Source organism: Hymenobacter sp. J193 (assembly GCF_024700075.1).
In the GTDB taxonomy this organism is placed as follows: Bacteria; Bacteroidota; Bacteroidia; order Cytophagales; family Hymenobacteraceae; genus Hymenobacter.
In genome coordinates, this window is record NZ_JAJONE010000004.1 from 42,452 (window position 1) to 55,588 (window position 13,137).

7 protein-coding genes are annotated in these 13,137 nt (G+C 56.6%); 3 read left to right on the plus strand and 4 right to left on the minus strand.

The genetic code is table 11. The annotated features are described in order from the left end of the window. Positions 1-614 precede the first annotated feature (614 nt). Both LRS06_RS22745 and LRS06_RS22750 read left to right on the plus strand, forming a co-directional pair. Positions 615-2,489: a Tn3 family transposase gene (locus LRS06_RS22745; RefSeq protein WP_374679464.1), complete on the plus strand. Its 1,875-nt coding sequence runs from the start codon at positions 615-617 to the stop codon at positions 2,487-2,489. Between the two features lie 66 nt (positions 2,490-2,555). Next, positions 2,556-2,825 carry a hypothetical protein gene (locus LRS06_RS22750; RefSeq protein WP_257873646.1) on the plus strand — a complete coding sequence of 90 codons (270 nt, stop codon included), beginning with the start codon at positions 2,556-2,558 and terminating at the stop codon, positions 2,823-2,825. Between the two features lie 352 nt (positions 2,826-3,177). Here the strand turns inward: LRS06_RS22750 and LRS06_RS22755 are convergent, their stop codons facing one another. The 3 genes from LRS06_RS22755 to LRS06_RS22765 form a co-directional block, all read right to left on the minus strand. Then, on the minus strand, positions 3,178-4,107 hold the full coding sequence (locus tag LRS06_RS22755; protein ID WP_187317300.1) for a replication initiation protein: 930 nt from the start codon (positions 4,105-4,107) through the stop codon (positions 3,178-3,180). Positions 4,108-5,064: 957 nt separating this feature from the next. Next, the gene (locus LRS06_RS22760; protein ID WP_257873647.1) at positions 5,065-10,335 is read right to left on the minus strand and encodes a hypothetical protein; all 5,271 of its coding nucleotides are present in this window, start codon (positions 10,333-10,335) and stop codon (positions 5,065-5,067) included. Continuing rightward, a complete protein-coding gene (locus tag LRS06_RS22765; protein ID WP_257873648.1) occupies positions 10,332-11,159 on the minus strand; it encodes a hypothetical protein in 828 nt (275 codons plus the stop codon). Before LRS06_RS22765 ends, LRS06_RS22760 begins: the two co-directional genes overlap by 4 nt. A gap of 238 nt (positions 11,160-11,397) precedes the next feature. Here LRS06_RS22765 and LRS06_RS22770 point away from each other — a divergent pair, with 238 nt between their 5' ends. Further along, positions 11,398-12,309, plus strand: a complete 912-nt coding sequence (locus LRS06_RS22770) for a hypothetical protein (protein WP_257873649.1) — start codon at positions 11,398-11,400, stop codon at positions 12,307-12,309. 16 nt (positions 12,310-12,325) lie between these two features. Here the strand turns inward: LRS06_RS22770 and LRS06_RS22775 are convergent, their stop codons facing one another. Continuing rightward, a complete protein-coding gene (locus tag LRS06_RS22775; protein WP_257873650.1) occupies positions 12,326-13,117 on the minus strand; it encodes a hypothetical protein in 792 nt (263 codons plus the stop codon). Positions 13,118-13,137: the final 20 nt, after the last annotated feature.

A 13,137-nucleotide genomic window follows, 5' to 3' on the forward strand; every position in this document is an offset into this window, starting at 1 on the left:
CCCGTCCGTAGTGGAGCTGGAGCGCCTGATTGGCTCGCTCGTGGAGCAAGCGCACACGGAAACGTACCGTCGGCTGGCCCCGGTGCTCACGCCCACCGTGGAGGCGCAGCTCGATGCCCTGCTCGTGGTGGAGGACCCGGAGCGGCGCACCCGCCACGGCTGGCTCCTGCAGCCGCCCACCCGCAGCACGCCGGCCACCATCCGCGCCACGCTGGACAAGCTGCGCTTTTTGCGGGCGCTGGGGGCGGGCGAGTGGAACCTGGCGGCCCTGCACCCGAACCGGCAAAAGCGGTTGGCGGGCCTGGCCCGCCACCGCAGCAACCAGGCGCTGCAGCGCCTGGCCCCGGCCAAGCGCTACCCGCTGCTGCTGGCTTTTGGCCGCGAGATGCTGCTCGAACTCACCGACCTGGTGCTGAAGATGGCGGACGAATACTGGGAAACGGCCCTGGCGCGGGCGCGCCGGGAAATGGAGGAGTACCAGCGCGCCACGGCCCGCGCCAAAGACCAGGTGCTGGCCACGCTGGGCCACGCCGTGGGCCTGCTGCTCGACGAAGCGCACGTGCCCGGGGGAAGACCTGCGGGCGCAGATTTACGCCCGCGTCCCCCGGGCCGAACTGCAGCAGGCCCTGGCCACCGCCCAGGCCCTGACGCAGCCCGCCAAGCGCTCCTACCTGGAGTTTCTCGAAGCCCATTACGCGGCCATCAAGCGCTTTTCGGCCCCGCTGCTGGCCGACCTGGACTGGGAGAACGCCTTCACCGGCGACGACTTCTTCGCCGCCCTGCTGGTGGTGCGCGACTTGCTGACCGGCACCCGCCGCCAGTTGCCGCCCCAGCCGCCCCGGGCGTTTATGGCACCGGCCTGGCAGGCGTTTGTGGGCGCGACGGGTGGGCCGCTTTCGGTGCCGGCCTACGCCCTGAGCGTGCTGGCCACCCTGCGCGAGCGGTTGCGCTCGGGGGACGTGTACGTGCGCCACTCCCGCAAACACGCCAGCCTGGACAGCTACCTCATTCCGCTCAACCAATGGCCCGCGCTGCGGGCCGACGCCTGCGCCCAGCTGGGCTTGCCCGCCGTCCCAGTGCAGCAATTGGACGACCACCTGCACGAGTTGGAAGGGCACCTGCCGCGCATGGAGCAGATTCTACGGGAAGGCGGCGACATCCGCCTCAACGCGCAAGGCGAATTGGTGGTGACCCCGCTCGCCGCGGCCGAGGTGCCGGTCTCCGCCCAGGAATTGGCCGCGCAGGTCGGCCAGCGCCTGCCGCTGGTGGAACTGAGCGAGCTGCTGGGCGAAGTGGATGCCTGGACCGGCTTCTCCCGCGTACTCCTGGGCCCCGAGCCGGTGGCGGCGCAGCGGGCGCTGCTCTACGCCGCGCTGCTGGCCGCCGCGTGCAACATCCCGCTCACGGACATGGCCCGCAGCACCGCCCTGGACTACCAGGCCCTGTGGTGGGTGGCCAGCAACTACCTGCGCGAAGACGCGCTCAAGCAGGCCACCACGTGCCTGGTCAATTACCAGTACCGCCAGCCATTGGCCGCGGCCTGGGGCGGTGGAACGCTTTCCTCGTCCGATGGGCAGCGCTTTCCCGTGCGCGGCCACGTGCGCGCCGCCCGGGCGCTGCCGCGCTACTACGGCTACGGCCAGGGGCTCACCTTTTACACCCACACGGCCGACCAGTATTCGCAGTTCGGCAGCCGGGCGATTGCCTCCACCGTCCGCGACGCCACCTACGTGCTCGACGAGGTGCTGGGCAACGAAACGGAGCTGCCCCTGCTCGAGCACACCACCGACACGCACGGCTACACCGACCTGGTCTTTGCCCTGTTCGATTTGCTGGGCCTGCGCTTCTCGCCCCGGCTGCGCGATTTGAAGGACCAGCGCCTGTGCAAAATCCAGGGCCGCGACCTGGTCTACCCCTCCCTAAAATTCACGGCCCGCTTCCACCCCGAATTCGTGCGCCGCCACTGGGACGAGCTGCTACGCGTGGCCGCCTCGTTGAAGTTGGGCTACGTCACCTCCTCGCTGCTCATCAGCAAGCTGCAGGCCTACCCCCGGCAGCACCAGCTCACCACACTGCTGCAGGAATACGGCCGGCTGCTGAAAACCAACTTCATCCTGCGCTACCTGCAAAGCCAGCCGCTGCGCCGCCGCATCCACGCCCAGCTCAACAAAGGCGAGCAGCTGCACGCGCTGCGCAGCTGGCTCTGGTTCGGCGGCGACGGGGCCCTGCGCCGCCAGCAGGACGAGCAGCAGCAGGAAACCGTGCGCTGCCTGAACCTGCTCACCAACCTGGTCGTGGTCTGGAATACCCGGTATATGCAGGAAGTGGTCGCCCAGCTGAGGCGTGAAGGGGAAGCAGTCGCTGCCGAAGACCTGCGTTTCCTCTCGCCGGCGCGCTACCGGCACATCAATCGCCTCGGGCGCTACTCGTTCCTGCCCGACGAAACCGGGCTCCTGGCCGGACTACGGCCATTAAGAACCGGCGCTTAGCGTAGGATTATGTCCACTTACTAAAAGAACCCCTACATCGCCGGCGACACGGTCTGGAACCAGGACGTGGCCAACAACCTGCGGCAGTACCAGCCCGAGGTGGTGGTGCTCAACGCGGGCGACAACCAAATCACCGGACTCGGCTCCATCGTCATGAATCAGGAGGATGTCTACGCAGTGCACCAGGCGCTGCCCCGGGCCACGCTCGTCTCCACCCACATGGAAGCCACCAACCACGCCACGCTCTCGCGCCAGCAGTTGCGCGCCTTCGCCGCCGAAAAGGGCATGACCAACCAGGTGTTGGTACCTGCGGACGGAGAAGCCTATTTCTTCTAATGCCGGTCGTATAGTTCGGGAATCAAATCCTGACGACTGACTGCTCTAACGGGCAACAACAAAGCGTTTCCATCGCAAGAAGGAAACGCTTTGTTGGCTTTGGTTAGGAACCCCTTAATTGTCCCGGTTAGCCTTTGTACTAAACTTTTGACCAAGGCCGAGTTTGTGGCATTGACTGTATAGGTAATCAGCCTTCCCTAGCTCCTTGGTTTCCATTGTTGAGGAAAACGGGACGCTCCACCGTGCCAAGACGGCATGCCGGACAACGAGCGTCCGCCCCACTCAGCTACCATGAGATACCAGTTCCGTTCTCTGAACAGTTGGGCAACATACAAGCTCCTTCCCTGTCCTACTAGCGCAAGCCTTGCATCTTCAGAAACAAGCCACCCGGATTTTTGGTAGCCTTGATTTTATCAGTCTTCAGCTTGTAGATAAAGGCAAACAAGGCATCCACGTGCTTGGGCGACTGCAGAATCTCCTGCACCAGCTTGGGTTCGGCAATACCTAGGGTTTCGAGGTGTTTGCGGGCCAGTTGCATCTTGGCGTCGTCGGCCTCCAGCTCGAAGGGGATAGGCAGTTGCTGAGGTACCTGGGTGTTGACGTAGAACTTGATGCTTTGGAAGGAGCGACCCTTTTTCAGGAGCTCGTACTTGATGCGCAAGTCGGTGTGCTCGTTTATCTGCGTCGTGGCCACGTCGAGCACGTACTTCTGCAAGGAGGAAATCTGGGCGTACTGCTCGGGCTCTTTACCAGCTGGGTCCTTGAGCTTGAGCATGCCCTTGAACTCATCCAGGGAGTAGGTCTTAGTCTCCCCGATGTCCTTCCACTGCGAGGCCAGCTGGTAGATGCGCTTGGCGTACTTGCTGCTCAGGCTAAAGGCAGCCTGCAGGCGGTAAGACGTGAAGTTGCTCTTCAGGTCAATGAGGAAAGGCCGCATGCGCTCGGATATCTCCAGCTCAATGGTGCCCTCGCCCTTGCGGTACAGCGCCGAGGCCAGCAGACTCACCTGCAGCAGGGTTTTGCCGGTCTCGATGTGATAGACCCGGCTGTTGAGGTTCTCAGTGGATTCGAGCAGCTGCTTGTAGTTCCAGGTGCGCCCGGTCATCTCCATCAGCTCCTGGACCCGGATTTCGTAGATGGTGCCGGCCTTGTCCTGCTTGGTGAGCTTAGAGAGGAGCGAGAAGACGATGTCCATCTCGCAGGCACTCATCTCGTAGCGGGCCGTCGTCAGCGCGTTATGCTGCCGAATTTCTATCGGGACGGTGGATTCGGGCGCGGCCATACGCAGCTACTGGGGTGATACCAAGCAAACATACGGCTTAAATCGGAAACTAATAGAGCCAAATCCTGAATCTATGAGCAGCCGGAATGCCTGTGGTGGTGCTGACTTATAAAAGCTATTAGTTAGACTTATGAAACCTATTAGTTAGCTGGTCGCGAGTTTTCGGCGAGGCTTATAAAAGCTATTAGTTAGACTTATAAAAGCTATTAGTTCGCAGCCGGTCAGAAGGGAGCTTCAGGAGCGTTGTTTCACCAGTGACTTATAAAATCTATTAGTTCGCCAGCATAGGGTGTAATGATAGCCATGGATTCCACCTCTATTAGTTAGCTTATCAAAGCTATTAATTTGGCTTATGAAACCTATTACCCCGCTTATGAAACCTATTACCCCGCTTATGAAACCTATTAGTTGGCTTATGAAACCTATTACTAAAGCCGCTTAAGATACTGAGGTACAAAAAGTTGCGAGCCCTGCAAATACCTTAAATACTTAAAATACTCACAAGCTTGTTGAAGCTAGAGTACAAAAGCTTATAAAGTGGTGGTTTAGGGCGATACCCGAACGAAAACAACAAAAAAGGGAGTCTAAACAAGCACAAAATCGGATTGCACTTTTTAAAGAATTTTTTACCTTTTTCTGCTATTTAGAACATCCCTGTATACCTCAAAGGTAACTTAAAAACTACGCTGATAACTCACAGATGGCTCATTAATAGATTTTATAAGTGTCGTAAGAGACTTTCGGCAGCTTCTGCAACGGCATCCGAAACAGCGCAAGGAGGTGTCCATGGACATGATAGCAATGCCAATAGTACCTTCTGGACTTATAAAACCTATTTTTTAGCAGACTTTATGGCCTACAGTTCAGCTGAGCAGGTAAGTGAACTAATAGGTTTTATAAGCCAAAATGCGGGGTAGCGCCATCAGGCAGCAGAGTTAGCCTTGGTCAAAAGTATCTCTATCCGGCAATCGCTTCGTCCGCTGGATACCGCTTGGTAGCTGTTTCTTCCTCTGCATCCTGGTCATAGCGCCGGGAACGCTTCAACCTTTTTTCCACGTGTAGCACCGGCTCAAAACGAAGTAGCTGGGCCAGCGCCTCAGCTGATGCCACGACCAGCCATCCCTCCCCTGCTTCACTGTTGGTATGCGGAGGTGGCATGTCCACGTTGCCGCTCATCCAATAAACGGATTCCACCAGCAGTTCTCCATCTTGGTTTTGCCACCCAAACAGCTTGCCGGGCGCGGGCTGCCAGCCCAACGATTTTGCAAGCGCCGGATTAAAGGCTAGCCAAGCCGATTGCTGGGTAAGGGAATTGAGCTGCTCCCGGCCAATAATGAGGGCGCCTGAGCTGGGCTGGAGGTCACGGTAGGCGTCGGTTGGACAGTTGAAGACCAAGTCAAGGCTCGTCAACTCCTCATCGGATTCTTCTTCCGCTGTCAGTTGACACTGATACTCTTCAGTAGCGGCATTCCAGTCCAACGTATGCAGGTGCGTGTCCTCCCCGATAACTAGCCAGCCCGGCCGGTAGACTGGCAGGGTCGTTGTGCGAAGCTGTTCGGCCGCCGCTACCTCGCTTACCCACTCCTTAGCCAGGTGCTCATAACGTTCGCGTTGCAGCGACTGAACGCAGGGCGGCTTGGCCACCTCGGAGAATGAATAGGCTTGGTAATCGGGCATGGCTAAGTCAGCAGCGGCCACAGCAGCGAGCGGCAGAACCCCGGCATCTAGCAACTCCGTCACCACATGCAGCAGGGCCCGCCGAGCGGTTGCTACTCGGGGCCAAGTCAGCTTATATTTCAGCCTGGTGGCACGCAGTTGCGCGCTCAAATCTTTTTGATACTCATCAGTCCATCGGGCTGGGTCATCCAATTCGGCCATGATGGTGCTGGCCCGGTGATACAGGGCGGCTGTCTTCAAGCCGGCCCGGCTCGCCAGCCAGGCAAGGGTACCGTCGTACGGTCTCACCAACTGATGCGGAGAGACATCCTTACCTCCTATCGTGCTTGGTGCTGCCTCGGCGAATTGCAAGCGATAAGTAGCTGGCAAGGGCTTTGACGCAATAACTGGTAAGGGTGTGTCTGCGGCTGTAAGCAGCCGCCGGGCTGCTTGCCGCAACTGGTAATTGCGGGCTACCGCCAGCTTTAATAGTGCTGGCGTAAACTCCGCATAGGTCACGACTATCCGCGTGGGCACCCGCAGTAACACTTCTAAAAAGAGTTCGACTTCCGACTCCAAGCCCGTACTCAGATGATGCAGCTGCTGCAGCGCCTCTGCGTGGCCTCGTTCGACCAGTTCCGCGAGTTGTCGCCGCATGGGCTGGCTTACGGCCGCCATGGGCGAATCGGCCAGATATGTCAGCAGTTCCACTAGCACTCGGCCCAGGCTTGCGGGGCTGGCTTGCAGGTCGGGTAGATTAGGAGCAGCCGCACTGTTGCCCAGCAGACGCTGCACGTAGCCAAATATCTCGTCCCAAATTACTTCCAAGCTAAAGTCGGTCCGTAATACCGGCAAGATGTCGTCCAAGCTTTCAATGTAGATGCTAGGATACTTGCCTTCAATCAAATCCTGCGTAAAGGTGGTAAACGCGCGCTCCCGGCCTTGTACTGGCTCAAATTCCTGTAGCACTTGGAACGCATGCAGGCGGCTACCTCCATCATGCCCCTTTACCCAACCTGACGAGCTTGAAGCCGCTACAGCCCGCTCGGCTAGTTGCAAACCGAGCGTGTGATTATCAAGCTGCCGGGCCAACTTACTGAGCGTGCTATAGCCGGCGGCCCGGTAATGGCTGTTTTGCAGGCGGTCGGCTACTGTGCTCAGCTGCTCGGTCGTCAATATCGGTGCTAGCTGGTGCAGGACCGGGCTCCAGTCAAACCAGGAATTACCGTAGTCTTCCTGCGCCAGCAGGTCCGTTAGGTCATCGTAACTGCTCACGCGAGCGAGCACCTCGTCCTCAGTCAGCTTTTGGTAATTAGGCTGCACGGTGAGCATGTTGGAGGAAGTCGTGTTGTCGTCTTGGCCAGTGGGAGCAGGCAAAGCAAAAGCCGGGTAGTAATCGGTTATTGCATGGCCCTTGGCAGTCACGAAATCTTCTACCTCCTTGAGCAGCCCACGGCGCGTTTCCGATAAGGCGCGGCACGTGATGCTGTCGAGCAGAAACGGTACGTGCGCGGTAAACAGGCCAGCACCCAGCAGCGCGTAACCTTTTTCCAGCAGCCGGCGCAGCAGCCGATAACGCTCCTCCTGGTCATGCCACAGTACAACCGTCCCATAGAAGCGCACGCCGTCCGCGTATTCTGCTGCTGTCGCAGCTTGGTCAAGATAGGCTAGCATGAACATGGCGAGTCCATCCTCAAAGTCCAGCAGGCCGTACTGCAGCTGCCATTTGAGCTGTAGGAGGCCGCTGCCCATGTTCCAGGCAAGGGTGGCCCCCAGCACGCTGGACGCCGCTTCCCAGAGCGTGCCGCCTTCGGTGGTATCGCGCACGAATGGCAACTGACCCAGAAACCAACCTAGTCGCTCGGGCGCCTGCGCGGGCTGCTGTTGATTTACCTGTCGCAGCCAACTTAGCCAGGTATTAAGTTGATAGTCCTTGCGGTAGCCGACGCCGATGGACTGCTGCAGGGTCTGACGTAGCCAGTGCTCGGCGCGGGCCGGGTTACCGGCCGCCGCCCAGGCCTGCGCCTGCGCCTGGCATTCTCTGACCCGGGCATCCACATCCTGCCCGTCGAGCATCGTTGCCTCCAGCCCTTCCAGGCGTTGGCTGACCCCAGCCGGGTCGTGACCATTCGCCAGTAGCGCCACCAACAGGCTGCGCTGTACCGTCGCTGGCCACCATTGGGGCCGGTCGGCAACCTCTTGGTCTACTAGCTCCAGCAACTCAGCCAGCGCGGGCGAGCCGTGAACAGCCACCACCTGCACCAGAAAATCGAAGTAGGCCTCGCGCAGAATCAAGAGGCGGTAAGCGTAGCGCTGCCGGTGATGCACCAGCCCGTAAAAGGCTCGCATCAGCGGCCGCAGGCGTTGTGGCAGTCCTCCTTTCGCTATCCGCTGGCCGGCGAGTCCTTCGGCCCAGAGTTCCGCCAGAAGCGCTAGTTGTCGCTGGAAATTCACTACAGGTTCTTCATCTGACCCGGAAGGAGCGGCCGGTACGGCCACCAGCATAGATACCCCTTGCCCAATGAGCCAGCGCAGCTTTTGCAGCAGAATAAACGGCCAGAATTCCGCCAGCGTAGTATCCCGAGCATCCAAATCCCGGCCAGTCAGAAGGAACGATGGAACCCCTGTCAGCCATTGGCTGACCGAGACTGGGTCACGGTTTACGTGATAAAGCAAATCGGCGATGTGGACCCGGGGGGCACCCCGCATCCGGTCAATTGGAAACTCCGCAAGCAGCACTGCCAAGTAGTAAGCGGCCCGGGGCTGGTCGCCGTCGGCCAAGCACTGCGTAATGGCGGCTTGCAGTACCTCGGAAAAGTACTGCATCTGCCGCTCGTGCGGTGGGCGGAACTCGGCCAGCACCAATTCCAGCTGCTCCCAGTGCCGCACATCGACCAATCGGGTGGCCAAGTCCTGCAGCAGAGAAAGCCGCAGATTAACGGTCCACTCGGCCACTGAGCGCCGCAGACCGGTTTCATCAAGTACCTGAATGTTATTTAGCCGGGTTAACAGCCGGGGTAATTCCTGAAAGTGTACGGCTACTTCCACCCACCGCGCCAGCGTTCGTTCGGTAACATCCTCATCGTGGCCGTTTTCGATGATAATTGCCTCCTCCTGCACCATCGCAGGCTCGGCCAGACTCAGCAGCATGGCGGCCTCGGGCTGGTCACCGGCATCGTAGAAGACCTGGGCCGCGTATAGGCTGAAGGCATCATTTTCCCTCAGGGTGCGGCCCTCGCGTAGGTATTGCCGGGCGCGGGTCAGCTGTCCTAGCTGTATCAGGTCATCAACAAAATTGGATGGGTCTACCATCCGCAGGCGGCTCTCCAGTTCCGCATATACCAAGACGTAGCGCGTCAGGGCCACCACGTCCTGAGTCTGTCGGGCAACCTCCAAGCCCAACCGGATATCGCGCCGGATGTCAGCCACCGGCCGGAAGCGCAGCAACTGGTCCCCGAAGTGGGCAGGAGTAGCCAGACGCTGAAACTGCGCGAAGTCTCCGGCCCGAAACCAGTGGCCCAGGGCCAGCCAGTCAGGCTCAACATCCGAGGCTTCGTAATACGTGGCCAGCTGCCGGTGAAAAGCGGCTTCCGCCGTTGCATCGGGTCGGCCCGTCAGCGGGTCCAACGCAGTCTGCTGGATTAGAAACTGCCGGAAAGAGTTGTGGAAAAAGGTCCAGCTGTCGCCTACAATGTAGAAGAGCACCTTGGTTTTATCGACCAGCGTTTGGAGCAACTCTTTCTTAACCGACCATTCCCGTACAAAATCTAGGTTGATAGTGTCTGTGATGTGCGCCAGCAGGCCTAGCAGGTTCACCAGTTTCGGTTTCGGCTTGATAGCCTTCCATATTTTGCGGTAGTAGACCTCGATGTTGCCGCTGATACGCCCGAAGCCAACGAGGGCCGTATCCCGGTCGGCCGCCTGCCGGATTCTCTCCAACAGGTAAGCCAAGTACAGCGGGTGGCCCTGCGACTTATGGAGGATGAGTCGCTGCTGCTCCGGAGTTAGGGGTGGGTGCAGGTCTGCCGCTTCAATGAAGCGCAGTACCTCCCGGCGGTTCAGCGGCTCGATAGTTACGGCACGCTCCTCGTCCCGCCAACTCGCCTGAATCTCCTCACTAATGTCCGCTAACTCAATCGACTGGCTGCCCAGAACTATGAATACCCCAGCGGGTAGTGCTACTGGTACGGGTAACTCGCGCAATAAGCTGTGCACGGTATCGGTGTACTCCCGGGGCACGTGGTCGAGCCCATCGATAAACAGGATGGTACGTTGCCCCTCCTGTTCAAAGTTTTCACCCAACAGCCGCAGCTGCTCATAGAATACCTTGCGCAGAAAATCCAAATCCTGGTAGGGCAACACATCGCGGGGGTAGATGCCCTCGGTTTTGAGTTGGAAGACCAGGTCGAAGAAAAAAGCTTTGGAATCGCCCCGGGCTTGGTAATTCTTCTCCGGATTCGTGAAATCAAAGGCGAAGTAGCGGATGATGCGCTCTGTAGGGAAATGCGCCCGCCGTTCATCCGCCCACTGCGTGAGCAGTGTCGACTTGCCCGCTCCTGGTGTACCAGTCAAAAAAGATAACCTCCAGAATGGGCGGCTAACTTCGCTTCTAATTGCGCGATGGTGCCCCGGATGGGCTGGTATCTAGCTTTATCAACGAACAGTTCGTGGGTGAATGTCGTCTCGAAGCGCGCTTGCCAGCCTAGTGCCGAGATAAGGTGGCTGCGGTTTAGCTGCACCGGCCGGTCAGGATGGCCCACGCTCTCCAGCAGGTAGGAGCGGAAATCGTTCAGGTCGCCGTCCAACTGATTATGCCCAGCTCGCACGACGCTGAAATCCTTGGCTTGGTAGGCTGGCTCAAACGTAAAATGTGCTGCAAACTCTTCGAATTCTGCCCGGCTGACTTTGCTGGCCCGGACGAGTCGGGTTATTATCGGCTGCCATTTGGCTGGCACGGGCTGCCGGGTTTGCAGGGGTTGCCAGGCCTCGGCGAAGAACGCGGCGGTAGAACCGACGACGGCCTTTTTGTGCGCAATCCTGTCTTTGGTGGTCAGGCACTTATTGGTGAGCAGGTGCGCAAGTACCTGCTTTGGCTCCGACTGATATTTGGTGCGCAGTCCCTGCCAGCTGCTCACCAACGAAGGCAGCAGTTGGCTAAAGTCGTTTAGCGAGATAGCGGCCCCGGAGATAGTCCATTTGACCTGATAGGCAAAAACCGTCGTCGGCGTGGCGTAGAGAATGTCATCCAACTGCTGGGCCTCTGGGTCGGCCACCCGGACCCATTCTAGGGAGTTGTGCAGCAGTTGCCGGTAGGCTAGCCAGGCAAACTCTCCAAACTGCGGGAGAAAGCCACCGATAGCTTGTCGTTCACCTTTCGCTGATATTGGTTTGTTCATGAGCTGCCCCTAATGCCTAAGGTGCAAAAATGCGCGTTTCCAAGTTTCAAATACTCATCCCTCCTAGTCGATGCTAGCACAAGAGTAGATTATCTTTCACACACAACTTTAGGACTAAAGCTATAACCAAGGCCATCCCTATATGCGTTAAGTGTATGCATCCGGTACATAATAGGCTTTGTCCATTCAAATCAGTTGATTGGCCTAGTGCATAGGATAATCAGTTTCAACTAAGTCAATGACACGAATAGCTGGTATCATACCATACCCTGTATCTTCATATACTCAGCTGCAACTGCTGAAACAGTCACTCTTGCTATGTGACTTAGTTGGCTTTTTCGCAGTGGATAGCCAAGTGATGTCACTAAGAAGTAATTCATTCCGCTACCCTGTGCTCGGGCATATAGCGAATGAACTGGAATCTCTGTTGGAGTCTGGTTACTTAATAGAGGCAATCAAAACGAAGGAGACGTTTTCTTTTAAGGCTAATGACCCAGTGGCGGCAGAATTCATCAGTGAAGGTGAGTTAATCAACAGTATCGATAGAAGGCTAGGTAAGAAGAAATATGATATATTAGATAGAACCAAGGATTATGACACAATAGAAGAAGCAAAAGCTCGCTTGGCTTGCCTTAAGTTAAATTATGAGGATAATGATTTTACTGCTGTACCCCTCGTAAGGCAGTTAAGGTTGCCCAAAGGAAGTAAGGCAACACAGGCTGATGTTATTAAGCTGGTGTTGAGAGAGATTCCAATTCCTGATGAACAGACATCATGGGAAAAGATATTTCAATTCAAAAGCGACCCCAATAACAAAGGAAGGTTGGCAGTTCTGAAAGATTGGATGAATAAGGCTATTAGCTCAAATAGGCCTGCTACTGAAATAAGTGACGAGCTAGAAGCTTTACTGTTTCAATATCGAAGAAGCTTGGAAATCCATAAGATTAAATTCAGAACAGGAACGCTACAAACACTAGTTGTTGGAACCGCAGAGTTACTTGAGAATGCAGCGAGGCTTAAATTCTCAGCGATTGCTAAAAGCATCTTTTCTGCTCAAACCGCCCGTGCGGAATTGTATAATGCTGAGTTGACTTCACCAGGGAGCGCTCTTGCTTATTTATATAAGGTAGGTGAAGAATTTAATAAATAGACCCTGAACTCTTCACCTACGGTTGCTTCTTACCTTGGCTTAAAGAGTCTTTTTGTGCTCTTAGGGGGTACTCATATTTCACCATACTATCTGCTACAGCATTAGAGGAATGGGTACGAGCCTGTTGCCTGAGGTTAAGTACAGAACCATCCACTAACTGCACTTTGCTGGGCTCTTCCTTTTTCAAAAACAGCCCTATACATACAAACAAAATTAGCGTGGACGTAAGAAGAAGAGCGGTTGAGAAGGAGTGCGCCGCATAATTTAAGAAGTTAGCTTTCTGATTATTATTGCTCGAATTGCGCTTAACAGAATTGTAGTAGTCGACAATCAACTCACTCTTGTATTGATTGCCTGAGTCGACATTAGCAGGTATGGTCTCATCATTATACTCCTTAAATATATTGTCGGGACTCGGCTGCATGTATTGCCATTGCAATACTTTATTCAGCATCGAAGCGTGATATATTGAATTAGTAAAGAGTATTATGGTAGCCACGAAAAGCGCCGTTATTAGGTACAGCAGTGGTCTGGGTAGCTGGCTAAGGCTATCGGCGATGAGTGGTGTGATAATGCCTACCAAGGATAAAATCAGGCCTGCCTGTCCCAGCAACTGACCGGCTTTGCTCTCTAGCGTTTCCTTACGCTCGTCCTCCTTCTCAAACGTGTCCTTTATGAACTCTAGGTGCTGGTCCAAGGTAGTTGAGGTAGGCAACAAATTTGCCGTTAACGTTGGGGTGTTGGTGGGGGAGAGGACTGGCTTATGGGGTAGAAAGAAGCCATAGTAGTAAAACAAGCGCTTGAGCATAGGCAAGGGGGATAAAAACC